This window comes from Nitrosomonas sp. (assembly GCF_040240425.1).
Classification (GTDB): Bacteria; Pseudomonadota; Gammaproteobacteria; order Burkholderiales; family Nitrosomonadaceae; genus Nitrosomonas.
Genome location: NZ_QPHG01000027.1, coordinates 1 through 26,117, shown reverse-complemented (window position 1 = coordinate 26,117; position 26,117 = coordinate 1). Strand labels below are relative to the sequence as shown.

Here is a 26,117-nt window from a genome sequence, read left to right as displayed (position 1 = left end):
TTATCACTTTCATTTGGTGGGAACTTTCGATGGATCATACTGGCGGAACGTCTCCAGTTTCCGCCTTAAGCAGGTTCTTTATTTAGCAATGATTAAATTTATACAGATTCGATTTTCCTAGAAAATTTATTTGATTATTATTGCAAAAGTGTCCGACTGTCTCGACAAACCAATCCGAAGCGGTCGGATGCACCATTACCGATTCGATAAAATTGGGAATATGAGAAAATGATATGTATTTAACTTTTTTAATACTGAGCTTGGAAGGCGAATTAATGTTTGCAACGCCACTTTCATACTCTTGTCGTGTTATTTCACCCTTCTCAAGAAACATTGACAATGCTCTTAACATGTCGTCACGAGTAATTGGGGATTGTTGATTTAATTGCTGCTCAGGCAAGTATTCGTGATCGATATTTGAAATTAGTCTAAATTCTTCCTCGTGTGAAAATGCTTTTCTCTTCCACGAAAATGCATTTTGGATTTGAATTTTATTTCCAGCAAATATACTTTTAAGTTCGCGTTCTAGACTCATTGGCTTGTATTCTACTGAAAAGAAACTAATATTATCAATACGTTGAATGTTCTTGATGGTTGTTTCAATACGAATTGAATTCCCATTGAAAGCGTAGATTCTCCATAAAGCATCAGTTTCTTCACGTTTAGTCCATGACTGTAAGTGAACTGTTTTACTATACTTTTCAAGTATGCCTAATCGCATTTCGGGAGGCATATCACTAGATAAATTACTTTTCTTAAACCATTGTATGATGTCAGCTCGCCCCTTATCTGTTTGCATGGCTTTTATGACAAAACCCTCGTATGGATCTTGCCACATGTCATATGTTACAAATGCTAATTGCTTTCTTAAAACCAGATCTACGAATGATTCAAAACTTAAAAAGCGAAAAATTCTAGAACTCAAATCTCACCTCTAATAAGTTCATTTTCTCGTCGCACTCTGGCGAACATCATTGTATGCGTCAGTACAAGCAACGCTGAGGGGCTACAAATACACTTATTCTTGAAAGATAGCGTCAGAAAATTATTTGGTTTCTCGCGCCTTAAGCTCAAACTGGCATTCCAATCATTACCTCACCCAAAAGAAAAATACTTCTTCAATTTATCCCAAAAACTATCGGTGTCTGAATCGGCCACCACAGTTTTATCGACCAGCAAGTTCTCCATGATCAACTGGTAAATTCTCGATAGCTTTTCAAGATCGTCCACCGCCACATGTTCGTTCAATTTGTGGATGGTGGCATTGCGCGGGCCGAATTCGATGACTTGCGCGCAGATGTCGGCGATGAAACGGCCGTCCGAGGTGCCGCCGGAGGTGGAGAGTTGAGGTTCGATGCCGGTGGTTTCGACGATGGCGGCGTGCATGGCATCGGCCAGTTCCGCCTTCGGTGTGAGAAACGGTTTGCCCGATAGCTCCCATTGCAAGTCATAGTCCAAACCATGTTTACCAAGAATTTCATACACGCGGTTTTGCAGCGATTCGACGGTGCTGGCGGTCGAGAAACGGAAGTTGAATAACAAGTTCAACGTGCCGGGGATGACGTTGGTCGCGCCGGTGCCGCCGTGGATGTTGGAAATGTGCCAAGTGGTCGGCGGGAAATATTCGTTGCCTTGATCCCATTCGGTCTGCGCCAGTTCCGCAATTGCTGGGGCGGCCAGATGAATCGGGTTTTTCGCCAGATGCGGGTAGGCGATATGGCCTTGGATGCCTTTGATCGTCAGATTGCCGGATAGAGAACCGCGCCGGCCGTTTTTGATCGTGTCACCGAGCGTATCGGTGCAGGTCGGTTCACCGACGATGCAGTAATCCAGCAATTCGCCGCGTGCTTTGAGCGCTTCGACCACTTTGACCGTGCCGTCGACAGCGATGCCTTCTTCATCGGAAGTGATCAGCAATGCGATGGAGCCCTGATGATTGGCGTGTTGCGCCACGAACGTTTCAATCGCGGTGATAAACGCCGCGAGCGATGATTTCATGTCGGCGGCGCCGCGGCCGTACAGTTTGCCGTCGCGGATCGTGGGCGTAAACGGGTCGCTGTCCCATTGCTCCAGCGGGCCGGTGGGCACGACGTCGGTATGTCCGGCGAGACACAGCACCGGCGCTGCATCGCCGCGCCGCGCCCAGAGGTTGTCGACCTCGCCGAAGCGCATTTTTTCGATGCGGAAGCCGAGTTTTTCCAGGCGTTCGATAAGGATTTCCTGGCAGCCGTCATCGGCAGGGGTGAGTGAGCGGCGGGCGATCAGTATTTGCGCAAGCGACAGTGTGTCATCGGACATGATTTTTTCCTGAATTTAACAAGTTAAAAATTGGTGGCGGTGCGGGTGTATGAAAACCACAACAAACGCGGCATAATACTTCAGCGCTACAGTAGGGATTTGGACGGTTATCATGTAAATTTGCGACTGTAGCGCTTTGAGAAGATTGCCGGATTCTACACGCCTGATTGAAGTCTTGTACAACACCGTGTCATCGTGCAGCAAAGTTGACCGGGTTTAACTCACTACGAGGAAGATTGCCATGTTCCTGTTTCTCTTCTATGTCGTCTTATTTGTCGTTGCCGTTGCCAGCTTGATTCTGGCGATTCCTTTACTGCGCCGTCATCTGGTCAGCAATCCGATCCTGAAAATTTTCCGCAAAATGCTGCCGCCCATCTCGCAAACGGAGCAGGAGGCGTTGGACGCCGGTACGGTTTGGTGGGAGGGTGAATTATTCAGCGGCAAGCCGGATTGGAAAAAGCTGCTGGCCTATCCCAAGCCGCAATTGAGCGCGGAGGAGCAGGCGTTTCTCGATGGTCCGGCGGAGCAATTGTGCGCCATGCTTGACGAATGGAAGATCACGCATGAGCTGAAGGATTTGCCGCCGGAAGTGTGGCAGTTCATCAAGGACAAGGGTTTCTTCGGCCTAATCATTCCCAAGCAGTACGGCGGTTACGGTTTCTCGGCGCTGGCGCATTCCGAAGTGGTGATGAAAATCGGCTCGCGCAGCGGTACCGGGGCGGTTACGGTGATGGTGCCGAATTCCTTGGGGCCAGCCGAGCTGCTGCTGCATTACGGTACCGAAAAGCAAAAAGAATATTACTTGCCACGCTTGGCTAAAGGCCAGGAGGTTCCTTGCTTTGCGCTGACTTCGCCGGAAGCGGGTTCGGATGCCGGTGCGATGCCGGATTTCGGTATCGTGTGCCGCGGCGAATACGACGGTCAAAGCGATGTGCTGGGGATGAAAGTAACCTGGGAGAAACGTTATATCACGTTGGGGCCGGTGGCGACTATTCTGGGGTTGGCGTTCAAATTGTACGATCCGGACCGGTTGTTGGGCAAAGACGAAGATCTCGGCATTACGCTCGCGCTGATTCCCACCAATACGCCGGGTGTCCATATCGGGCGGCGGCATTATCCGCTCAACGGTGCATTCCAGAATGGCCCGAACTGGGGCAAGGAAGTGTTCATTCCGATGGATTGGATTATCGGCGGGCAGGAAGGCGTCGGGCAAGGCTGGCGCATGTTGATGAACTGCTTGTCGGTCGGACGCGCCATTTCATTGCCAGCCACCAGCGTTGGCGCGGCAAAATTGGCAGCGCGTACTGCGGGTGCGTATGGCCGGGTGCGCGTGCAGTTCAAAACGCCGATCGGTTATTTTGAAGGTATCGAGGAAGCATTGGCGCGCATTGGCGGCAATACTTACATGATGGACGCTGCGCGCGTCATGACCGCGAGCGCGGTCGATCTGGGCGAGAAACCTTCCGTCGCGTCGGCCATTGTCAAATATCATCTGACCGAACGCGGACGCCAAGCGATCAACGACGCAATGGATATTCACGGCGGCAAGGGCATTTGCATCGGGCCGAGAAACTATCTCGGGCGCACTTATCAGCAGATTCCCGTCAGCATTACTGTGGAAGGCGCCAACATTTTGACGCGCAATATGATCATCTTCGGTCAGGGCGCGATCCGCTGTCATCCGTATCTGCTGAAAGAAGTTAACGCCACGCATGATAACAATCCGGACAGCGCATCGCAGGCGTTTGACGAAGCGTTGATCGGGCACGCTAGATTCACCCTGCGCAATACGGCAAACGCTTTGATTTATGCGCTATTCGGCAGCCATATTAAAGACAACGCGCCGGAAAATTGCGCGCCGGAAACGGCCGCGTATTATCGCCAATTGGCGCGTTACTCCGCCAGTTTTGCGTGTATCGCCGACATCGGGTTGATGAAGCTGGGTGGATCGCTCAAGCGCAGGGAGCGCTTGTCGGCGCGGCTGGGCGATATTCTCAGCATGCTGTATCTGTGCTCGGCTACGCTGAAGCGTTTTGAAGACGATGGCCGTCCGGCTGCGGATTTGCCGTTGCTGCATTGGTCCATACAAGATGCTTTGTATCGCTTGCAACAGGCATTCGATGAATTTCTGACCAATTTCCCGGGGCATATTGCGTTGATCTGGGCGCTGAAAGCCTTGGTCTTTCCGCTCGGGAAACGCTGCAAACCCCCCACTGATGCACTGGCGCATGAAGTTGCCAGGCTGATGATGGAACCGGGTGCGGTGCGCGATCGATTAACCTCAGGGATTTTTGTTCCTACCGCCGATGGTGAACCGATGGCGGATCTGGAGCATGCTTTGCAATGCGTTATTCAATGCAGCGCCATCGAGGCCAAACTGCGCGAAGCCGTCAAGCAGCATAAAATTACCGATCATGGTGACGGACAGATCGCTCAGGCGTTGCAACTGAACATCATTAGCGCGGAAGAAGCGGGTCTTCTGAACAAATTGAAAGATTTGCGCGGCCGAGTGGTTAAAGTGGATGATTTTCCGCCTGATTTCGGTCACGAAACAAGGACGGACACGGGCATTGCCGGAACAATCGGTCATGTGGCGAGCGCCGCTGCTGGCGCGGGTGCTGCTGGCTTTGTCGCGGCAGTGAGTGCTGCGGCCGCTGCGGCTGCCGAAGTGATGGAAAGTATTTCTTCAGACGAAGGCGGCGGCGAAGAGGAACAAAACAGGGAATGACGTGCACTGAAAACATGACGACACTGACAGAAATCCCGGTATAAAAAGGAATGCTATGCAAATCGAGCAAGACGGAATGACAAATATTATTCCGGTAGAGGAAGCAAAAACACTGGATGGTCTTTTCAAGGCGCGCGTGCAGCGCACGCCGCAGAAAGTGGCCTACCGCTATTTCAACGCTGTCAGCGAGGAATGGGCTAACTATACCTGGGAGCAGATGAATCACTGGGTGGCGCGCTGGCAAGCCGCGTTGATGAAAGAATCGCTCGAAGCAGGCGACCGGGTTGCGGTGATGATGAAAAATTGCCCGGAATGGGTGATGTTCGAGCAGGCGGCGCTCGGCCTCGGGCTGGTGGTGATTCCCTTGTACACGGATGACCGGGTTGAGAATGCGGCTTACGTCATCAACGATGCCAACGTTAAATTATTGCTGCTGGACAACTCGCATCAATGGCAGCAATTTTTGACCATCCACAATGAAATCGAAGGATTGCAGCGGGTACTCATCCTCCGGCCTTTTGAACCGGATAGTATCGATGCTTGCGATCATGTCCGGGTCGTCGCGGCGATGGACTGGTTATCATCGGTGCATGCCAATGAGGTACAGCATATCCCCAGTGATCCGCATGCGCTGGCCACGATCATTTATACCTCCGGCACATCTGGCCGCCCCAAGGGTGTGATGCTTAGTCATCACAATATCTTGAGTAACGTGGCCAGTTGCTTGCAGGTGATTCCGGTGCAACCGGATGATTTGTTACTGTCGTTTTTACCGCTGTCGCATACGTTCGAACGGACGTCGGGATATTACGTGCCGATGATGGCTGGCGCCATGATTGCGTACGCACGTTCGATTCCGCAGTTGCAGGAAGATCTGCTGACCATCCGTCCGACGTTGTTGATTTCGGTGCCGCGCATTTATGAACGGGTTTATGCGGGCATACGGGCAAAACTGGCCGAAGGCTCGGGTTTTGCGCGCTGGTTGTTCAATTTTGCGGTGGAAACCGGGTACAGCCGCTTCGAGCTTCAGCAAGGTAGAGCGTACCAGCGCCTGTCGCATGTGTTGTGGTCAATATTGAAGAAATTGGTTGCGGATAAAGTCATGGCCAAGCTCGGTGGACGCTTGCGGATGGCGATGAGTGGCGGCGCGGCCTTACCGGCTGAAGTTTCGCGCATATTTATCGGTCTTGGATTGCCGGTGTTGCAAGGCTACGGGATGACGGAAAGCAGTCCGGTCGTGTGTGCTAACCGGGTTGAGGATAATATGCCGGCCAGTGTCGGCTTGCCGATTCCCGGCGTGGAAGTCAAATTGGGGGAAAACAATGCCCTGTTGGTGCGGGGGCCGAACGTGATGCTGGGATACTGGAATAATCCGGAAGCGACGAAAGCGGTGATTTCGCCGGATGGCTGGTTGAATACCGGTGATATCGCATCGATTGATGCGCAAGGCCATGTCACCATTACCGGGCGGTTGAAAGAGATTATCGTTTTGTCGACCGGTGAGAAAGTGCCGCCGGGTGATATGGAAGCCGCGATTCTGCGTGATCCGCTGTTTGAACAAGTGATGCTGATCGGCGAAGCGCGTTCTTATTTAAGTATTCTGGCGGTATTGAATCCGGCCCGATGGCAGGATCTTAGCGCGCATTATGGTCTGGATGATCGCCTGGATAGTGAACAGCAGAAACATCAGCTGGAGAAAATTTTGCTGGAAAAGATTACGCATCAAACCAGTGAATTTCCAGGCTACGCCAAAATACGCCGCGTTGCTGTTATTCATGAACCTTGGACGATTGAAAACGGGTTGTTGACGCCGACGCTCAAATTAAAACGCACGAAGGTGCTGGAAAAATATAAGGCCGAAGTCGACAAACTCTATATGGGGCATTAAGCAGCGGGCATTGCCCCATTGAATCTTTTCGAGAGAAGGAAACAAGCCGATGGCAAAAGATACGAGTAAACTGGATAAAGTGGTTCTGGAAGCGCGCCGGAATGCCGAAAAACGCGCGCAGGGATACCGCGAACAGGCACTTAAACTATTTCCCTGGGTGTGCGGCCGTTGCGCGCGCACGTTCGATCATAAGAATTTACAGTTGCTGGAAGTGCATCACAAAAACAGCAATCACGACGACAACCCACCCGATGGCAGTAACTGGGAACTCCTCTGTACCTACTGCCACGAAAACGAGCATTCCAAGCTTAAGGATGCCATGGGCCGGACGGATAACGGACAAGCTGGGAACACGGCGACGTTCAGTCCTTTTGCTAATCTGAAAGATATATTGAAGAAAAAAACGTAATTCATAGAATTAATTCGTGCTTTGTCAATTTGCGATTCCCCGTGGTCTTGCTACAGAGCTATTTCTTAGTTAAATATCCTACCCTTGTAGTCATTTGTCTTCTATTAAAGCTCAAACTAATGCGTTAGAATGCTTCGTGGTTGATTAATTTAAGTTGTAATTCTCTGTGGTCTTGCTTAAATATGGAAAAATAATAAAAGGAGTAATGTGATATGAAAGAAAGTTGGCAGTTTGAGGATATGAAACACAAAAGTATCGAGAACAACTCATCACTTGGCTGGATAGCTGCAATGGGTTTTTGTATGACTTTGGTAGCGTCAAATGCTCAAGCAATTCCACTACTTACATTCGACAGTTTGGATAACGGTGGATTCGGCGATCTTGCCATGCTTCCCAATGATGATAGATCGAGTAGTCTATTAGATTTGCCATTTGATATTAACTTTTTCGGTAACGTTTATCATAATTTTTGGGTAAATAATAATGGTAATATCACATTTGAGGGGCCTGTTGGTTCATTCACTCCAAGTCCATTCCCAATCAGTTCAAATCCAATGATTGCGCCATTCTGGGGCGATGTAGATACCCGTTGCGGTTCTTGCGGTTCAGTTTTTGTCGGAGCACCTAATTCATCAACCGTGATGGTTACTTGGAATAATGTTGGATATTATCCTGCAGATTCTAGTTTGACTAACAATTTCCAGTTGATATTGCATGATCAAGGCTCAGGTAATTTCGATATCGATTTTCGCTATGATCGATTAGAGTGGACTACTGGAAATGCCAGCGGTGGAATAGGCGGATTAGGTGGAACACCCGCGCAAGCTGGTTTTGATGCTGGTAATTTCGTAGATTTCTTTACGTTGCCTGGGTCAAGAACAGGAGCAGTTTTAGATCTTCAAAATACAACTAACGTTGCCGGTGGAGAGAATGGTTTATGGTCTTTTGCAATCCGAAGTGGTCTTGTACCCGGATCAACACCGGACAATCCACTCCTTCCCGTAATTCAGGACGATGGATTTAATTTTGACTTTAACGTTAATCTGAATCAAACAGTATTTATTGATCCTGATGTCGCAACCGGTTATGAATATTTTGTGGATAGCGGACCAAATTTTGCTTCCGTATTAGTGCCGAGTGCTTTACCCAATGGAGACGGGACCTTTGAACTCATTGTGGATGGCGTAACTTATGACTTATTTGCCGGTACCGTATTTAACTTTGCAAGCATAAATCCATTAGGGTTTGATCATTTCAGTATAGCCGGTATTGATACTCATGAAATGCTGAATCCGCTTGATCCTTTTGCTTTTGTGACCGGATTGACTTTTGTGGATAGTGGTGTCGTAAGTATGAGACAAGTTCCTGTGATAACTGCTGTGCCTGAGCCAGAAACCTATGCAATGTTTCTGGCGGGGTTAGGTCTTTTGGGTTTTATAGCTCGTTGCCGTAAAAATATTTTGGCATAATATCTTTGTTAGGTCATACATAAAAAGGGAGATTCGATGCTCCCTTTTTATTTCTCAACTGCTAAATTCTGGATTTGGCATATTCTCAATCACAGCTGAAAAAAGTAAACTCCAAAATCAATATTTAAGAGAGCTCTGAAAAACTGCTGCACTCGAGCATGCTGCGTTAAAATCAGACTCAAAATGCTTATTTAGCATTCGTAAACTGGAGTTGGAGTTGGCGTTGGAGTTGTCCCCATTGAACGGACACATTAAGTTCTGTTTAAAGGAGAGATAAGATGACACAAAACTACAAGCCAGCCTACCCGGCGGAGTTTCGCCAACAGATGGTGTAATTGGTAGCGTTAGGCAAATGTCCGAAGCAATTATCGAAGGAATTTGGTTGCCACTACACTTCGATACAATCATGGTGTCGTGCGGCAGGCGTGCCCTATGGATCAAACCAGGTAATTGCCCCGGCTTCGGTCTTGAGGAGTGTTTCCTTGAATAGCAACGAGCGGCAGGAGCTGATGGAGTTGCGCAAGAAGCTCAAGCGTGTGGAGATGGAGCGTGACATATTGGCAAAGGCTACGGCCTGGTTTGCAAACAACAAGGATTGATTGGGAAGGTGTACCAACTAATCAAGGCAAACCGGGCACAATTTTCGGCCCGTATTCTCTGTGAAACACTGGATGTATCGCACAGTGGTTACTATGATTGGGCAAACGCGCACCTAGCCAACGAGCCATTGCCAACTGCCGATTGATCGAGCAAATCATGACGATATATCACACAAGCGATGGTACGTATGGCCGCCCCCGCATTACCGTTGAATTGGCCGATCTTGGCGTCAGAGTTAATCACAAGCGCGTGGGCAGGTTGATGCGTGAAGCTGGAATTAAAGGGTTAAGCCGCAGGCGTGGTTTTGTTATTACGACTCATCGAAAGAAACGTGACTGCCCTGCACCGGATTTAGTGCAACGTCATTTCAAGGCAACCAGCATCAACCAACTATGGGTCGCGGACATGACTTACATTCCCACCTGGGCAGGGTTTTTGTATCTGGCCGTGGTCATCGATGTATTCAGCAGTAAGGTAGTGGGCTGGTCTTTCGGTGAAACCATGACAGCAAACCTGGTGATCAGTGCGTTGAACATGGCATTAATCACCCGTAAACCGGGCAAAGTGATTCACCACAGCGATCAAGGCAGTCAATATACCAGCGTTGAGTTCGGCAAGCGATGCAAGGAAATGGGCGTGCGTCCTTCAATGGGCAGTGTCGGTGATGCCTATGATAACGCAATGGCTGAGAGCTTTTTCGCCTCCCTGGAATGTGAGCTGATCGACAGACGCTCCTGGAAAAACAAAACTGAAGCAAGGCTAGCCATATTCACCTGGATTGAGGCCTGGTACAACCCCACTCGCAGGCATTCCGGACTGGGATACTTATCACCGAACAATTTTGAGAGAAAACTGAATGAGAATAATCAAATCGCGATAAACTTTAATCCGCTTTTACCGGTCGAGACCTTCTCGATTCCATGAAAAAATGTCCATCAAAATGGGACAACTCCAACTCCAACTCCAACTCCAACTCCAACTTCAAACTGTACTTTTTTGTCTGAATTCACCTGGCTTGGTCGTTGCTTGCTGCCTTACTTGAAAGTTCTGTCAAAGAGGAATTACCGTTTCTGTTTCAGAAGAGGCTTGTGTACACGAAAATTGATTTGAAGTTTTGGAAAGGTAGTTATAATGAGCTTTTAAAGCCAAGAAGGGGTTTTGGTCATGGTGAAGTTAACTGATATCAAAGGAATCGGTCCGGCGACAATCAAAATATTGCAAGAGCGCAAAATAAAAACGGTTGAGGCGCTGGCTTCGCTGAGTTTGGAAGAGCTGCGGAAAATACCCGGTTTTAAAGGCGAGTTGCGCGCGCGTGCGGTCAGACAAGCCGCTTTGGATAGTCTGAAAGAAAAGCCAGCCAAACCAGCCAGTACGGCGGATAGCAGCACACTGACTGTGACCAAAAAGACTGTAATCGATCAGACAGTAAGTTTGCCCAAAGCGGATAAAGCGAAAGGCAAAGATAAAGACAAAGACAAAGACGAGAAAAAAGCCCGGAAAGACGACAAGAAAGCAGTAAAAGATAAAGAAAAGAAAAAGAAGAATAAAGACAAGAAAAAAGACGGCAAGAAAAAAGATAAAAAGAAATCATAGCTCCCTGGGGAAGCGCTGATTAATTCAACGAACGTGATGAAGGGCGAGGCGCACGGAACGCAACAACCGAGACATATCAATCTGATAGGAGAGGGAGTGAGTGCCGCGCAACGAAGCAATTCGCTCGTGCAGTCAATTAATCAGCGCTTCCTTAGGTCTGATCAGATATTGCAGGTGCGCTTGATGCGCTTTTGCCGAAATGGGCGCAGTTCCGTAATCCAGCACAGCGGTTGCAGCGGTGGTCAGTAATTTACCGGAATCGTTAGCAAGCGGGGGATCATCGCATAGGTGGCAGAGTAATTGATCCAGGCCGGGATTGTGGCCGACGATCAGCAAGGTGTGAGCGCCTGCGCCGTATTGATTGACCAGCGCAATCAGGTCATTGAGCGATGCTTCATAGATTCTGTCTTCCCACAGCACGCGCTGTTGAGCAAAATCCAATTGCTCCGCAGCCAACTGGCAGGTTTGTTTTGCCCGCAATGCAGGTGAACAGAGTATCCGGTCGATTCGGTACTGTTTCTGTTTCAACCACTGTCCCATTTGTTTTGCAGCTTTTTTGCCGCGCGCGGTTAGAGGGCGGTCGAAATCGGATCTGCTCGCATCGCTCCAGTCCGATTTGGCGTGCCGCATGATGATCAGCTGATTTTTTTGCATCGCTTGAATAGAAAACATATTCACCAACCAACATACTATCACCCTTATGGCGCCGAACATGGATGAGTCCTACGCAGCCGTGGATTTAGGTTCAAACAGCTTTCATATGATTGTGGCGAATTGGGCGGATGGCCGCTTGCAGATCATTGATCGCATGAAAGAAATGGTGCGATTGGCTTCTGGCTTGAATGACAAGCAGGAGCTGTCCAGCGAATCGATGCAGCAAGCGCTGGAGTGCCTGCAACGGTTTGGTCAGCGTATCCGCGAAATTCCGCATGTGAATGTGCGTGCCGTCGGTACCAATACGCTGCGCCAAGCCCGGAATGGCGGCGATTTCTTGCTGCATGCGCATCGCGCATTGGGGCATCCGATTGAAATTATTGCCGGCCGTGAAGAAGCGCGGCTGATCTATTCCGGCGTAGCGCATACGTTGTACGATGAGGTCAATAAACGGCTGGTAATCGACATCGGCGGCGGCAGTACGGAGCTGATCATCGGCCGGGGGTACGACACATACCAGACGGAAAGCTTGTATATGGGTTGCGTCAATATGGAGCAGCGGTTTTTTGACGACGGTAAGATTAAAGCCAAAAAAATGCGCAAGGCCATCTTGTTTGCAATGCAGGAACTGGAATCGCTGGAAACCGCGTATAAGAAAACAGGCTGGGATTATGCCCTGGGTTCTTCCGGCACCATCATTGCCATTCGAGATGTGGTGCAAGCGCAAGGCTGGTGCGATTCAGGAATTACAGCAACTGCGTTGACGCAATTGATGGATGAGCTTATCGCGATCGGCGACAGCGCGTTAATTAATTTCCCGGGTTTGTCGGAACGCAGAAAGCCGGTTTTTGCCAGCGGCGTCTCGATATTGTACGGTGTGTTTGAAGCGCTTGACCTGAAGAAAATCGATATATCCGAAGGCGCGTTACGTGAGGGTTTGCTGTATGACCTAATCGGTCGGGTGCACGATGAAGATGTCAGGGACAAGACGGTCATGGCGGTGGCGCAACGCTACAATGCCGATTTGGAGCAGGCCGGCCGGGTTAGGGAAACCGCCAGAAATTTTTTTCATCAGGTAAAAGCGGCCTGGGAATTGGATGAAAAAACCGACCTGAAATTATTGTTGTGGGGTGCCTACATTCATGAAATCGGCTTATCGGTTGCGCATAACCAATATCACCGGCATGGCGCTTATCTGACGGCCAATTCGGACTTGGCCGGTTTTTCCCGTCAGGAGCAAATGAAACTGGCGATGCTGGTGCGCAGCCATCGGCGCAAGTTTCCCGTGGAAGAGTTTGAATCGATCGCTGTTTCCATGCGCACCTCCATTATCAAATTATGCGTCTTGCTCAGGCTGGCGGTAGTCATGCACAGAAGCCGCTCGAATATCAGTCTGCCGGAAATACTGGTTTACGTGAATAAGAACCGCGTGAACTTGGACTTTCCACCCGGCTGGCTGGATCAACACCCCTTAACGCTGGTTGATCTCATTACCGAGCAAGGTTTTTTGCAGATCGCGGATATCAAGTTATCTTTTCATTAGACAGTTGCAGCAGCTAGCTTGAGATTGCATGAGGAATTCATCGCAAGCTATTGAACTTATAGGTTGCGAGCGCTAGACTGCTGCATTTCCCGATATCGGAAAAGCGGATTTTTTGTGTTCAAAGTTTTACCCAATGATGTTCCAATGAGAAAGGGGATGGCATGCAATTAGGAAAACTTGCGCACCGGTTTGGCGGGACTTGCAGCATAGCGTTGTTTTTTATCCTGATTCTATCGGCTCCTGCGGTGGCCGAAGAGTGGATTTATACCGTCCGGCCCGGCGATAATTTGTGGAATCTGACGGAACGCCATCTGAAAAGCATGGAATACGTGCAGCCGTTGCAACAGCTCAATCAAGTGCGGAATCCGTATGTGATACCGCCTGGTACCGCGCTGCGAATCCCGGTAGCTTGGGCGAAACAGCAGGATATCTTCGCGCAGGCGGTCAGTGTCTATGGTACTGCCACGTTACAGCGCAAAGACCAGGAACGCATGCCGATTGAGCAAGGTATGCAATTGCTGATGGGCGATGAAATACACAGTGGAAACGATGCGTTTGTGACCGTTGAGTTCGCCGATGGATCGCAAATGCGTGTGCAGGAAAACACCCAGCTGCGCCTGGAAAATATGCGGATGTTCGGCGATTATGGTTTGATTGACACGCTAGTTGATGTGCGTCAGGGGCGCACGGAAAATTCCGTGCCGAAAAAATCTGAGAAAGCCACCCGGTTCAAAATTAAAACGCCATCCGCAATCAGCTCGGTGCGCGGCACGGATTTCCGTGTCGGAGTCATTGAAACGCAGTCCGGCACCAGCAGCGAGGTGCTGACCGGTAGCGTGGAGGTCAATGGCGAGAGAAAACAAGTCAAAGTGCCGGCGGGTTATGGCACGGTGACCATCGAAGGCAAACCGCCGGTCTCTCCCGTCAAATTGCTGCCGCCGCCGGATTTGTCCGGAGCCGCGCATTATTATCAAAATTTGCCGCTGGTGATTAAATTTACCCCATTGGCGGGGGCGCACGCGTACCGGGCGCAAATTGCTGCCGACCGGGACTTTAAGAACTTACGCTCTGAATTTACCGCTGCGAATTTACCTTTTCGCGACGGCGATATTCCGGATGGCGATTATTGGCTGAGAGTGCGCGGTATCGATGGATTATCGATCGAAGGCAAGGATGCAGTCATTGCGTTCGCGCTGAATGCCTATCCGGAAGCGCCTTTTATTCTTGCGCCACTCCCGGGCGGCATGGCGGAGCCGGAGAAGCAGCAATTCAAATGGGCGGCGCAGACGGATGTGTCCCACTATGCCGTTATGATCAGCAAGGATGCGAATTTCTCATCGTCTTTGTACTTTAATCCCGAAGTGAAAGAAAACAGCGTAACGTTATCCGAATCGTTGCCGCCCGGTCATTATTTCTGGCGTATTTTCGCAGTGTCCGCGCGCGAAGGCGCGGGGCCGTTCAGCGATACCATGGCATTCCGGGTACCCTATCCCGCACCGGCGGTGGGCGAAGCGAAATTGGACGATAACAAAATGACGTTCGCCTGGCGCGCCGCTGCGGAAGGGCAGAGCTTTCAGTTTCAATTTGCGCGCGATAAGGAATTCACCCATATTATTCACGATGAGTCGACCACGGCTTCGCAAGTAACGATCGCAAAACCGGATAGCGGCACTTATTATCTGCGTATCAAAACCATTGAATCGGATGGTTTTCAAGGGCCTTGGGGATCGCCGCAAGCGATTGAAGTTCCCTTCGGGATATCCTACTGGTTTATGCTGCTGATGTTGCTGCCATTGCTCGTATTGATATGATCCAGGCGGGTCAGCTGCGGAAGCACCGGTCATTTGCTATCCGCATCGTAATCCTGCTCGCCGGGGTTGCTTTCATCGCTTATACGGAAGTACTCGAGCGCTTCGATTTTATCCTCTATGACAAAATAGCCACGCTGCAGCAATATCCGCAGGATCCCGATGTTGTCATTGTCGCGATCGATGATGAAAGCTTCAAAACTTTAGGCCGCTGGCCTTGGTCCAGAGGCGTGCACGCGGAATTAATCAACCGGCTGAAATCGATTGACAATCAAGCGGTGGCTTTGGATTTGCTGTTCTCCGAGCCGCAAGACAGCGATCCCTACGCCGATCATTTGCTGGCTTACGCGATTGCCGAACACGGCAATGTCATTTTGCCGGTGGCGCCGGTATTTGACGCCGATACGCAATTGTTAACGCTGGTGCAGCCGCTGCCCCTGTTTACCCAACAGGCTGTACTCGGTCATGTTGACGTTGAACTGGATAGCGATGGCGTTGCGCGGCGCGTTTTTTTATCCGCGGGGATTAATGCGCCCGCATGGCCTGCATTAGGATTGGCGCTGACCAATCCGGCCGCCGCGAGAGCAATCTATCAACTGCATAACCCTGTGGCAGTGCCGGAGCAACCGGAGCACTGGGTTAGAGCGCAGCAAGCGCTGATCCCGTATGCGGGGGAGCCCGGCAGTTTCCGGAGAATATCGTACGCCCGGGTTTTGTTCGACGATGAGGCCTTGGCCAGCTTAAGAAACAAAACGGTGATCGTCGGCATGACCGCGGCGGGAATGGGAACACGATTTGCCACACCGGTATCGCCGCTCAATCATCAACTCATGACGGGCGTGGAATGGCATGCCAATGTTTTTTCCATGCTGGCAACCGGCCGCATCATTCATCCCGCTCCCGCAGTGATTACAGCAATCATCGCAGTTTTCTGGGTAAGCGCTATTCTGGTGATCATTGCTTGGACAGGGAAAAATCTGACAATCCCGCTATTGCTCGCACTCATGATTGCCGGATTATTTCTTTGCGGTTTGATCCTGGCGCTGAATCGAATCTGGATTCCCCCCGGCGCGGCGTTATTGGGCACATTATCGCTGTATCCGCTCTGGAACTGGCGGCGCATCAATGAATTTTTGCGTACATTCTGGATTGATAAAACACATTCCAATGCAGCACTGGAATCAATCGGGGACGGCGTCATCATTACCGATGCTTTTGACCATGTGATCTACATCAACAAAGGCGCGGAGACAATTCTGCGAACCCAGCTCAATCAGATCAAGGGCAAGCTGTTAGCGGAAATTCTGGGACTGGATACCCAAAACAACGGCTCATCCGCTAACCCAGCCGGGAAAGATATCTTGGACGGCGGTCTGCATAAACCCGGCATGGTTGAGTGCGTGCTGAAAACAGCGCAAGGCAATGAACGGACGGTGCGGATTACGCGGAATCAGTTATTCGACGATCAAAAAGCCATGATGGGTTCGGTAATTGCGATGACGGATATTACCGACCGTATTGAACTGGCGCAGCAAGTTGCGCACCAGCAAAGCCACGATGCATTAACCAAGTTACCGAATCGCTCGAGACTGCTGGCGCAATTTGATTCCCTGATTCAGACAATCCCCAATACCGGGAAGAACATTACGGTATTTTTTGTCACCCTGGATAATTTCAAAAAAATTAACGATGCCATGGGCCATCATGCCGGAGACAAATTACTCAAGTTGGTTTCCAGCCGTCTATTCGATATCGTGGGGGCTGAAGTCATCCTGGCACGCTGGGGTGGCGATGAGTTTGTGCTGCTATTTAACCGCCTGGCGAAGGAAGATTCCGCGCCGGAGATGGCGCAGAGAATTCTCGACACCATCCGGCAACGGTTTGAAATCGATGGATTTGAAGTATTTGTTTCCGTCAGTATCGGTGTGAGTTTTTACCCTGACGATGGACTGACCGGCGAAACGGTATTGGAAAGAGCCGGTACCGCAATGTATCGCGTCAAAAAGGATGGCGGGAATCACTTCGGTTTTTATTCCGCTGAGTCCTCGGTGGTTTGGACGCGTGATCAGCTCGAACTGGAAAGGGAATTACGCGCCGCGATAAAAAATGATGAGTTGCAGGTATTGTTTCAACCGATCGTCAATGCGCAATCGCATCATATCGCGCGTATCGAAGCGCTGGTCCGCTGGCTGCACCCGAAGCGGGGCTATTTGTCGCCGAGCGAGTTTCTTCCGCTGGCGGAAGACATCGGCCAGATTGAGCAGCTGGGTGAAATCGTGCTGAAAACCTCATGCGCCGCGGCATACAATCTCTTGCAATTGGGTTATCCGGTGAATGTTTCGGTGAACGTCAATCCGCGGCAATTATTAAACAAGAACTTTCCGCAAACGATTGTGCAAGTGCTGCACGATACCGGACTGCCTGCCAAATCCTTAATTCTGGAAATAACTGAGAGCGCCATTGTCAACGACATGGAACGGGTCAGCAAGGTGTTAGAGGAAATTAAGCGCCTGGATATTTTGATCGCCCTGGATGATTTCGGCACAGGCTACTCCTCGCTGACATTGCTGCGTGAACTGCCGATCGATATCTTGAAGATTGATAAATCCTTCGTGCGAACACTGGATCAGAACCGGAATGATCTGAAAATCGTGCAAGCCATTATCGGTCTCGGGAAAAATCTCGGTCTGACGGTGATTGCGGAAGGCGTGGAAACGGAGCGGCAGGTTAAATTATTGCTTCAGCACGCGTGTTATTTTCATCAGGGCTATTATTTCAGCCGCCCAATTCCCTATGAGGCGCTGTATAACTTAATGCAGCACAAGCTGCGCTGAGCAAGCGCTGGCTTTTTGGGGAGAATCCGCAGCATACCGATGGTTTTTGTGATGATTTTTCCGGTTTCCGCAGTTGCTGAGGAATTTAATTGCTCAGCGGGTATGGAGTACCTTGTCGATCGATATGGGCGTGTTCGACGCGCCAGCTTGTCACGCCCTGAATCGTTACATCCATCCATAGCACCCAGCCAGTATTATTTTCGATGGATGAAAAACCGTCGAAAATGAAGTTGCCCAAGCTGTAAATGATGGGTTTTCCCCGGTAGGTTTCCGTATCTTGCACGACATGCGGGTGTGTACCCACCACGGCATCGGCGCCAGCGTCGATCATCAGACGAGCCAGTTCACGCTGGCGATCATTAGCGATTGGCTCCTGTTCCTGACCCCAGTGCATGAAGGGGATGACGATATCCGCCTGCTTGCGTGCTTGCTGGATATCGTACACAACCTGCTCATCTTCCGACCACGCTACCCCCGGTAATTTCTCGCCAGCTTCGAATACGCGCGGGAAGAATTCATCATATCCCAGCAAGGCTATTTTCAGGCCTTTGCGCTCGATGATCAGTGGCTTGTGAGCTTCACGCCAATCCATACCGCCGCCGAAATAAGGTATGTTGGCCTGTTGTAAGCGAGTGATCATTTCCGAAAAGGCATCCTTGCCGTAATCGCCCGCATGGTTGTTGGCCAGTGATACGGCATCAACATGGCTTCTGAGCAATGGCAGTACCGCTGGGGAAGCACGGAAGGTCCAGGGTTTGTTGAGTGCTTTACCGCCTTCGGCGATGACGCACTCCAGATTGGCTACCCGGATGTCGGCGTCAGCCAGCCGCGAGGCAAAGGGCTGAAAGGGGTTGCCACCGCTTGCGATCAGACGTCCCGGTCCATCGGCCAGCATGATGTCGCCCATCCAGACCATACGTACAATAGCATTCGGAGTGTCCGGATCAACTGGCCCGGCAGCATGAATGGGAAGGATTGAGCTCAATATGCACAGCAGCAGGATATTGGTGAGCTTGCGGCCGATCATGATTGCACCGATTGTAGTGCGCATCCATAGCGCAATTCGCGCCCAAGATAGTTTGCGTAAACATGGTTCCAGCCCGTTAAAGCAGGAATTTCATTATTCATGTTGAAAGGCGCGTGATAACGTACCTGGTGAATGATGACGGGAGGCGCTTCCTTAACCAATTCATACACCGTCAGCGTGATATGGTCGATCCGGCTGGGTGAGCCCAGCACGACAGCTCTAAAGCGGAAACGGTTGTCAAAATCCGCTGTGGCAGCTGAATAGGGATCGGTTGCGGCAGATTGGTGAAGCGTGCGTGTTTCACTGGCGTAACGTATCTGACAGAAGAGTTCTGGTGAGCTCACCTCCGGTTCTGCGGCTGCTGCCGGCATTGTTCCCATCGAATACGATACGGCCGCCAGTGCGGCAATTAGAATCCATCGAAAGGTGAGGTGGTAAATCACTCCTTAAGCCGGACCACAATAATGTTCCAGCAGAAGCTGTTGCGCCGAGCGTGGTTTGGATGTGCCGGGTTTCAGGCGTTTGTACGAGCCGTCGCTTTGCAGTACCCAAGCCTGTGTATTATCGGACAAATAACTTAATAATCCTTGATCGATGACATTGTCGCTGGTGCGTTTTTCTTCGACGGGGAAACACACTTCAACGCGATAATGTAAATTGCGCGTCATCCAATCCGCGCTGGAACAAAAAACCAGTTCTTCGCCGATACCGCCGCCATTATGAAAATAATACACCCGGGTATGTTCGAGAAAACGACCGACGATCGAACGCACGGTGATATTCTCCGATACATCCTTGATACCGGGGCGCAGGCAACAGATACCGCGGATAATCAAGTCGATCTTTACACCCGCTTGTGATGCCTTGTACAGCGCGGCGATGATTTCCGGATCGACCAGCGCATTCATTTTGGCGATGATCCAGGCTTTTTTCCCGACGGCCGCAGCACTGATTTCCTTGTCGATGTAATTCAGAATGCCTTTATGCAGCGTAAAAGGCGATTGCAAAAGTTTTTTCAGCTTGCCCGCGCGACCCAGACCGGTCAATTGGTGAAACAGTTTGTTGACATCCTCGCCGATCGCCTTGTCGCACGTCAGCAGACCGTAGTCGGTATACAACCGCGCCGTGCGCGCATGGTAATTTCCGGTTCCCAAATGCACGTAGCGGCGCAAGGCGCGGCCTTCTCGTCTGACCACCAGAATCATCTTGGCGTGGGTTTTATAATTGACCACACCATACACCACATGCGCCCCGGCCTGCTGTAACTCACTGGCCAGCTCGATATTGGCTTCTTCATCGAATCGTGCCCGCAACTCGATTACCACGGTAACTTCCTTACCGGCGCGTGCTGCAATTTTTAATATTTCGACGACGGCTGAATCAATGCCGGTACGATAAAGCGTCTGTTTGATGGATAACACATCGGGATCGGCTGCCGCTTGCCGCAGAAAATCGATGATCGGCGCAAACGATTGAAAGGGATGGTGCAGCAAGATGTCGCCGTTATGCAGCGCGTCAAAAATGCTGGAATTTTTCAGCAACCGCTTGGGTATATCCGGTGTGAATCCAGCGAATTTTAATTCCGGACGGTCAACCAGATCGCAAATCGCGAGTAAACGCCCCAGATTGACAGGTCCTGCGACCTGATAGAGATCGCTTTGTTGCAAGCCGAATTTTTGTAACAGAAAACGGCTGAGATTGTCCGGACAGTTATCCGCCACTTCCAAGCGCACGGCGTCGCTAAAGCGGCGCGAGGGCAGCTCGCCTTCGAGCGCACGCAGCAGATCGTCAATGGCTTCATCGTCGATAAACAGATCGCTATCGCGCGTCACCTTGAACTGATAGCAACCGGTCACACTCATGCCGGGAAACAGATCGCCCACGTGCGCATGGATGATCGACGACAACATGACAAAATCGTGATTGCCTTCGCTGTATTTCGCCGGAACCGGAACCACTCTGGGCAACGAACGCGGCGCTTGCACGATGGCCAACCCGGAATCCCGCCCGAAGGCATCTTTTCCTTCCAGCGATATGATGAAATACAGGTTCTTGTTCAGAACCTTGGGGAAAGGGTGCGCGGGATCCAAGCCGATCGGACTCAACACTGGCAGCACTTCATCTTTGAAATAGCGGTGTACCCAACGGCCAAGCAAGGGTTTCCACTGCGTACGGCGCAGCAAGCGTATTTTATCCTTGGCCAGCGCCGGTATGATCAAGTCGTTCCACACGATGTATTGCTCTTGCACAAACTGATGCGCCGTTTCACTGACGCGTGCCAGCACTTCCGCCGGAGACAGATTATCCGGGCCCGTTTGTGTCGAACTGTATTTGACCTGCTGTTTTAAACCGGCCACGCGGATTTCAAAGAACTCGTCCAGATTGGTGCTGGCGATACATAAGAAGCGCAATCTTTCCAGCAACGGCAGGCTTTCATCCTTGACTTGCTCGATGACGCGCCGGTTGAATTCGAGCAAGCTCAGCTCGCGATTGATATACAGCGTCGGGTTTTTAAGATCGAGAGTATCCATCAATGGAAGTTGTTCAGGTGATTTTTACTTTTTCTTGTCAATTTATTGCCGTTCCAATGTGCTTGTGTGGAAAATACGCGGGTTTGCCGGAGTCCGGTTTATACCGCATGAATGTTTCATTTTGGTGACAATTTCAGTAATTTGCCGTTGTCTTCATCCGTCAACAAATACAATGCGCCATCCGGGCCTTGTTCGACATCGCGAAAGCGCAGCGTGTTGGTCAATAAGCGCTCTTCACTGAGAATTTTCTTATCGTCCGTTGTCAAGCGCACGACTTGCCGCCCTGCGAGTGCGCCAACGAACAGGCTGCCGCGCCACCCCGGAAATTGTTTGCCGGTATAGAACACCATGCCGGACGGCGCGATCGACGGCACCCAGTAGTGAATGGGTTCTTCAAAGCCTTGCTCGGCGTGTTCGTGCTTTATCGGCGCGCCGTTGTAGTGTACGCCGTAGTTGGCCTTGGGCCAGCCGTAATTTTTACCGGGCTGCGGGATATTGATTTCATCGCCGCCTTTCGGACCATGCTCGTGAATCCACAATGCGCCGGTTCGCGGATGAATCGTTGCACCCTGTACGCTACGGTGACCGTACGACCAGATTTCCGGTTTGGCTTGCGGATTGTTGAAGAACGGATTGTCGGCGGGCACCGAGCCATCGGGTCGGATGCGGATGATCTTGCCGATGTGATTGCTCAGATTCTGCGCTTCCTCCATGTAATCGCCGCGATCGCCCAAGGTGATGAACAGATTACCGTCGGGCGCGAATGCCAGGCGCGAACCGAAATGCACCGACCCCAGTACTTTCGGTACCTGGCGGAAAATCACCTGCAAGTTTTCCAGGCTGCCATCCTTTAATTCAGCCCGAGCGACTGCTGTTCCCGCCCGCGACCCTTCCGGTTCAGAATACGACAAGTAAATTAGACGGTTTTTGGCAAACTCCGGATCCAGCGCGACATCGAGTAAACCACCTTGCTGCTGAAAGAAAACCGCCGGAACGCCCTTGACCGGTTCCGATACCTTGCCGTCCGGGGTGATGATACGCAACCGGCCCACTTTCTCCGTGACCAGCACATTGCCATCCGGCATGAACGCCATGCCCCACGGAAATTGCAATCCTTCGGCAACCAAGCGCACGTCGAATTCGGTTTGGATGCGCTGCGCTTGTGCGCTGAGTGAAACAGCAAGGCAGAGAGCGATTGCGATCAGGATTTTTTTAAATGGTCGTTTCATAGTAGATAGTGTCACGATGCATGAGTTAACGCGCTCCACTGTACCATTCCTGCCGGAGCGGCTCAATACAGGCCCGGTCAAAACACTACAATCCGCACCCGCACGCCGCCGAACACATTGAGCGGTGGGCCGGGTTCATAATAACGACCCAAGGCCGCGTTGATTCGGGTATTGGCGTTATATTGTGCGTCGAACAGGTTGTTGACGCCGAAAAAGATCGAGCTTTCAAAGTTGTTGCGCCGCAATTCCCATCCCGCCAGCAGTTGACCCAAGGTATACGCCGGATTGGTTGCGTTATTGGTGTCATTGACAAAAAACTCGCCGACGCGGTGCACGTGTAGTTGCCCGAAAAAACCAAGCGGGTGCGCGTAGCGCAGTAATCCTTCCCAGCGATGCCGGGGGATGCCGGGGAAAATATTGCCTTTCAGGTTGGTATCATTGGCGATGTATTTTTCAAATTCAAAATCGGAAAAGGTGTAGCTGACTTCGCCGCGCAGACCTTTCCATTCCGGTGTTGCCAGACGGGTTTCGACGCCGATGCGGCGCGATTGCCCGGCGTTGCGGAAAAATGCCCGGCCGGGCGACGACGCCAGTTCGAACGGTGTGATCTCGTTCCACGTGCGGATGAAAAACACCGCCGTGTCGTATTGGAACCCGGCGGTGTTGCCGCGAAAGCCGAGTTCATTGCTGAGCGATGTTTGCGCGTTCAGATTCGGATTGAAACCGCCCCTTCCGGCGGGATTGTTGATCAGTTCGGTGGTGGTCGGCGCTTCAAAAACGGAAGCGGTATGTGCGTAAATCTGCTGTTGGCTGGTCACGTGATACACCAGCCCGGCGGTGCCGCTGGCTTGCGACACGGTGCGTGCGCCGGATTGATTGCCGTCGCTTTTGAATTGATCTTTGACTTCATAGCGCAACCAATCCCAGCGTCCGCCGAACACCACATCCAGCTTGTCCGCCACGCGCCATTCGTTGCGGAAAAACGGCCCGGTGCTTTGCACGCGCTCGGTCTGGCTTAAGTTCAACGCGCCGCGCGCGCCAAAATTGTTATTGAAACGTTGCCGGTCGTCGTTCTGGATGCCGTAATCGACACCGATCAGAAAGCGGTTGGGGCGGTTGAACAAAATATGATCGTTGACGAATTGCATCATCAACCCGCCCACCTGCCGGTCAAACTGCACCTGTCCGCCATCGAAAAACTGCTGGCGGCTTTGAAAATCCCGTTGCAACCAATGCCCCGTCACGCTGAATTCCTTGCCGGCAGACGGTCTTTGGCGAAAGCGGATGCCCATCTCCTCCTGGCGGATTTCCTCACCGGCGTTGTACTGCACATTGCGCGCGGAAGCTTGCCGAGGATCGGCCTGCACTTCCGCGCGGGTCAAAGCGCCGGGGTCTTTCGACAGCGGCGAATAAAACTCGCGGAACACCAGCATCAAATCGGAATCGGCATTCGTCTGAAAATTCAGCTTAGCCTGCGAAAACGTATTCTGCATTGCGCTATGATCGCGCCAGCCATCCTGTTGCAGGTGCGAACCATACAAACTGTAACCAAAGTTTCCTTGCCGTCCGCCCATAAACAATTCGGACTTTAGATAACCGTATTGCCCGAACACCTGGCGCGGCATGATCACGAATTTCTCCGGCGGCGCTTCACGCGTGGTGATGTCGATCATGCCGCCGGAAGCATTGCCGTACAGCGACGCGGAAGGCCCGCGCAGAATATCCATGCGCTCGATCAGCGACGGGTCGATCGAATCCAACTGCGTCTGCCCGTCCGGCAACGTCGCCGGAATGCCGTCGACGCGCATCTGAATACCGCGCACTCCGAACGGCGAGCGCGCGCCAAACCCGCGAATCGCAATACGCAAATCCTGCGTGAAATTGAACTGGTTCTGAAAAAACACCCCCGGGGTGCCACGCGCGAATTCATCCAACGTCGCACCCGGCTGAAAATTCTGCTGCGGGTAACGCGTGATCTGCGTGACGCTGTTCGGAATCTGCTCCGGCGAGCGCTCGCTGCGCGTGGCGGTGATGTTGATTGGGTTCAAGATTACGGATTGCGCGGTTTTAGATTCCTGCGCCCAAGAGGGTAAAGCAATTGCAGTGCAACCGGCCAAAATCATTAAAAAATGAATCACAGTCCGCGTGCAGGAAAAACAGTCAGAACAAAAAATCGTAGCAGGAATAACAAACATGCGCGCAAGTGTATCACTCGGATGACTGGCATCAAATTGCAGGACGTTTACTGGCCGCCTGACGATCAATTATTGACGACTGCTGACGATACAAGGGTGTGTAGCAATCTGCTACAATCAGCAATCGCTTTGATTGATGGAGTCAAATGATGGCAAAAGCAGTTTCTCCGATCCGCTTGCAGGATGATTTAATGCAAGCCGCCGCGTTGACCGCCGAGCGGTTTCACCGCAGCACGGCGGAACAAATCGAATATTGGGCGGAAATGGGGCGCAATGTGGATCACATGCTGAATCCCGACGACTTGCTGGCGATCTCGGCGGGATTGGCGAGAATTACTGTCGAGCCGGTTAGCAGCAAGCCGGTCGATCCTACCGGCATATTTCAATCGCTCGAAGATGATCGCGCCAGCGGTATTTTGCCGCAGACGGTGAGCGGCAGTGTGCTCAAGTACCAAGCCTCCTTAGTGCATCCCGGCTACCTGGAACAAATTCAACCCGATGGCCGCATTCAAACGGGGAAATTTCAGGACGGTGAGTTCATCGCGATTGATGCATCGCTGCTTTGAACAAGAAAAAACAACTGTGGCTGCTAACCGGAGGCAACGGCGCGGGCAAAAGCACTTTCTACCGTACCCGCCTCGCGCCCAGCGGCTTATCGTTTGTGAATGCGGATATCCTGGCCAAGCTGCTGTATCCGCAAGCGCCGGAAGCGCACAGCTATCACGCCGCAAAACTGGCGGAGCACCTGCGCCTGCAACTGCTGCGGCAAGGCCGCAGTTTTTGTTTCGAAACGGTATTCTCACACCCGTCGAAAATCGACTTTGTTGCACAAGCCAAAACCCTTGGTTATGAAATCGTTCTAGTGTTCATTCACTTATGCGACCCAGCGCTCAACCAGGCACGTATCGCGCAGCGTGTCAGCGCAGGCGGTCACAACGTTCCACCCGATAAAGTCATCAACCGGATACCCAGAACGCTCAAGCTAATCAAAAAGACGCTACCGCTGTGCGATCACGTGTACATCCTCGACAACTCCCGCGCGGATAATCCATTTCAGCAACTGGCCGTTATTCGCGATGGACAGATCGTATTCCGGTATGACGTCACGCCTGATTGGTGTAGGGAATTACTGGCGAATATAGAAGCGGATGGGTAATATAGAAGCGGATGGGTAATATGCAGGTAAAGGTGAGAATTAATCCTAACGTGTAAGAATTCCTAGCGTTGTTTACAGTATTCAGGAGAATACTGTAGATGAACATACACAAACGCACTCGCTTAACATTATTGGATCGTCAGGAAATCTGGCGG

Annotated in this window: 18 protein-coding genes and 1 pseudogene; 11 read left to right on the top strand and 8 right to left on the bottom strand. The window is 51.2% G+C overall.

The window, feature by feature from the left end:
- Window positions 1–82 precede the first annotated feature (82 nt).
- Entirely contained in the window at window positions 83–925 is an 843-nt protein-coding gene (locus DU481_RS11000) for a hypothetical protein (RefSeq protein WP_350134451.1), read from the bottom strand.
- A 170-nt stretch (window positions 926–1,095) separates the two neighbouring features.
- Window positions 1,096–2,298, bottom strand: coding sequence for a succinyl-diaminopimelate desuccinylase (gene dapE / locus DU481_RS10995; RefSeq protein ID WP_350134449.1), 1,203 nt, complete (start codon window positions 2,296–2,298; stop codon window positions 1,096–1,098).
- Window positions 2,299–2,539: 241 nt separating this feature from the next.
- Between dapE and DU481_RS10990 the strand changes: the two genes are divergently transcribed.
- The 6 genes and pseudogenes from DU481_RS10990 (at window position 2,540) to DU481_RS10965 (ending at window position 10,985) form a co-directional block, all read left to right on the top strand.
- Window positions 2,540–5,026, top strand: coding sequence for an acyl-CoA dehydrogenase (locus DU481_RS10990; protein WP_350134447.1), 2,487 nt, complete (start codon window positions 2,540–2,542; stop codon window positions 5,024–5,026).
- Between the two features lie 76 nt (window positions 5,027–5,102).
- Complete coding sequence (locus tag DU481_RS10985; RefSeq protein WP_350134445.1) at window positions 5,103–6,914, top strand: AMP-dependent synthetase/ligase; 1,812 nt, start codon at window positions 5,103–5,105, stop codon at window positions 6,912–6,914.
- A gap of 49 nt (window positions 6,915–6,963) precedes the next feature.
- Window positions 6,964–7,323 carry a YajD family HNH nuclease gene (locus DU481_RS10980; RefSeq protein ID WP_350134443.1) on the top strand — a complete coding sequence of 120 codons (360 nt, stop codon included), beginning with the start codon at window positions 6,964–6,966 and terminating at the stop codon, window positions 7,321–7,323.
- Between the two features lie 212 nt (window positions 7,324–7,535).
- Complete coding sequence (locus DU481_RS10975) at window positions 7,536–8,792, top strand: nidogen-like domain-containing protein (RefSeq protein ID WP_350134441.1); 1,257 nt, start codon at window positions 7,536–7,538, stop codon at window positions 8,790–8,792.
- A 335-nt stretch (window positions 8,793–9,127) separates the two neighbouring features.
- Window positions 9,128–10,316, top strand: a pseudogene (locus DU481_RS10970) (IS3 family transposase).
- Window positions 10,317–10,556: 240 nt separating this feature from the next.
- A complete protein-coding gene (locus DU481_RS10965; protein WP_350134439.1) occupies window positions 10,557–10,985 on the top strand; it encodes a helix-hairpin-helix domain-containing protein in 429 nt (142 codons plus the stop codon).
- Window positions 10,986–11,117: 132 nt separating this feature from the next.
- On the opposite strand, the gene sixA is transcribed toward DU481_RS10965, so the two are convergent.
- Window positions 11,118–11,657 (bottom strand): phosphohistidine phosphatase SixA, encoded by a 540-nt coding sequence (gene sixA, locus DU481_RS10960; protein ID WP_350134437.1) that lies wholly within the window; start codon window positions 11,655–11,657, stop codon window positions 11,118–11,120.
- Window positions 11,658–11,697: 40 nt separating this feature from the next.
- Here sixA and ppx point away from each other — a divergent pair, with 40 nt between their 5' ends.
- The 3 genes from ppx to DU481_RS10945 all read left to right on the top strand — a co-directional run bounded on the left by ppx (window position 11,698) and on the right by DU481_RS10945 (window position 17,824).
- Window positions 11,698–13,182 carry an exopolyphosphatase gene (gene ppx / locus DU481_RS10955; RefSeq protein WP_350134435.1) on the top strand — a complete coding sequence of 495 codons (1,485 nt, stop codon included), beginning with the start codon at window positions 11,698–11,700 and terminating at the stop codon, window positions 13,180–13,182.
- 161 nt (window positions 13,183–13,343) lie between these two features.
- Complete coding sequence (locus DU481_RS10950; RefSeq protein ID WP_350134433.1) at window positions 13,344–14,993, top strand: FecR domain-containing protein; 1,650 nt, start codon at window positions 13,344–13,346, stop codon at window positions 14,991–14,993.
- On the top strand, window positions 14,990–17,824 hold the full coding sequence (locus DU481_RS10945) for an EAL domain-containing protein (RefSeq protein WP_350134431.1): 2,835 nt from the start codon (window positions 14,990–14,992) through the stop codon (window positions 17,822–17,824). The genes DU481_RS10950 and DU481_RS10945 overlap by 4 nt, the downstream gene beginning before the upstream one ends.
- An 85-nt stretch (window positions 17,825–17,909) precedes the next feature.
- Here the strand turns inward: DU481_RS10945 and DU481_RS10940 are convergent, their stop codons facing one another.
- The 5 genes from DU481_RS10940 to DU481_RS10920 all read right to left on the bottom strand — a co-directional run bounded on the left by DU481_RS10940 (window position 17,910) and on the right by DU481_RS10920 (window position 24,659).
- The gene (locus DU481_RS10940) at window positions 17,910–18,875 is read right to left on the bottom strand and encodes a CapA family protein (protein ID WP_350134429.1); all 966 of its coding nucleotides are present in this window, start codon (window positions 18,873–18,875) and stop codon (window positions 17,910–17,912) included.
- Entirely contained in the window at window positions 18,848–19,294 is a 447-nt protein-coding gene (locus tag DU481_RS10935) for a hypothetical protein (RefSeq protein WP_350134427.1), read from the bottom strand. The genes DU481_RS10940 and DU481_RS10935 overlap by 28 nt, the downstream gene beginning before the upstream one ends.
- Window positions 19,295–19,297: 3 nt before the next feature.
- A complete protein-coding gene (gene ppk1 / locus DU481_RS10930; RefSeq protein WP_350134425.1) occupies window positions 19,298–21,382 on the bottom strand; it encodes a polyphosphate kinase 1 in 2,085 nt (694 codons plus the stop codon).
- Between the two features lie 116 nt (window positions 21,383–21,498).
- Entirely contained in the window at window positions 21,499–22,611 is a 1,113-nt protein-coding gene (locus tag DU481_RS10925) for a PQQ-dependent sugar dehydrogenase (RefSeq protein WP_350134424.1), read from the bottom strand.
- Window positions 22,612–22,688: 77 nt separating this feature from the next.
- Entirely contained in the window at window positions 22,689–24,659 is a 1,971-nt protein-coding gene (locus DU481_RS10920) for a TonB-dependent receptor family protein (protein ID WP_350134423.1), read from the bottom strand.
- A 293-nt stretch (window positions 24,660–24,952) separates the two neighbouring features.
- On the opposite strand from DU481_RS10920, the gene DU481_RS10915 reads away from it, so the two are divergent.
- Window positions 24,953–25,372 carry a TA system antitoxin ParD family protein gene (locus tag DU481_RS10915; protein WP_350134422.1) on the top strand — a complete coding sequence of 140 codons (420 nt, stop codon included), beginning with the start codon at window positions 24,953–24,955 and terminating at the stop codon, window positions 25,370–25,372.
- Window positions 25,369–25,962, top strand: a complete 594-nt coding sequence (locus DU481_RS10910) for an ATPase (protein ID WP_350134420.1) — start codon at window positions 25,369–25,371, stop codon at window positions 25,960–25,962. The genes DU481_RS10915 and DU481_RS10910 overlap by 4 nt, the downstream gene beginning before the upstream one ends.
- Window positions 25,963–26,117 lie beyond the last annotated feature (155 nt).

Excerpts from the sequence above, each read along its gene's own strand:
- DU481_RS10950 (WP_350134433.1), top strand. The coding sequence starts at position 13,344 with ATGCAATTAGGAAAACTTGCGCACCGGTTTGGCGGGACTTGCAGCATA.
- ppx (WP_350134435.1), top strand. The coding sequence starts at position 11,698 with ATGGATGAGTCCTACGCAGCCGTGGATTTAGGTTCAAACAGCTTTCAT.
- DU481_RS10980 (WP_350134443.1), top strand. The coding sequence starts at position 6,964 with ATGGCAAAAGATACGAGTAAACTGGATAAAGTGGTTCTGGAAGCGCGC.
- DU481_RS10945 (WP_350134431.1), top strand. The coding sequence starts at position 14,990 with ATGATCCAGGCGGGTCAGCTGCGGAAGCACCGGTCATTTGCTATCCGC.
- DU481_RS10990 (WP_350134447.1), top strand. The coding sequence starts at position 2,540 with ATGTTCCTGTTTCTCTTCTATGTCGTCTTATTTGTCGTTGCCGTTGCC.
- DU481_RS10915 (WP_350134422.1), top strand. The coding sequence starts at position 24,953 with ATGATGGCAAAAGCAGTTTCTCCGATCCGCTTGCAGGATGATTTAATG.
- DU481_RS10940 (WP_350134429.1), bottom strand. The coding sequence starts at position 18,875 with ATGCGCACTACAATCGGTGCAATCATGATCGGCCGCAAGCTCACCAAT.
- DU481_RS10925 (WP_350134424.1), bottom strand. The coding sequence starts at position 22,611 with ATGAAACGACCATTTAAAAAAATCCTGATCGCAATCGCTCTCTGCCTT.
- DU481_RS10975 (WP_350134441.1), top strand. The coding sequence starts at position 7,536 with ATGAAAGAAAGTTGGCAGTTTGAGGATATGAAACACAAAAGTATCGAG.
- sixA (WP_350134437.1), bottom strand. The coding sequence starts at position 11,657 with ATGTTTTCTATTCAAGCGATGCAAAAAAATCAGCTGATCATCATGCGG.
- ppk1 (WP_350134425.1), bottom strand. The coding sequence starts at position 21,382 with ATGGATACTCTCGATCTTAAAAACCCGACGCTGTATATCAATCGCGAG.
- DU481_RS10965 (WP_350134439.1), top strand. The coding sequence starts at position 10,557 with ATGGTGAAGTTAACTGATATCAAAGGAATCGGTCCGGCGACAATCAAA.
- dapE (WP_350134449.1), bottom strand. The coding sequence starts at position 2,298 with ATGTCCGATGACACACTGTCGCTTGCGCAAATACTGATCGCCCGCCGC.
- DU481_RS10985 (WP_350134445.1), top strand. The coding sequence starts at position 5,103 with ATGACAAATATTATTCCGGTAGAGGAAGCAAAAACACTGGATGGTCTT.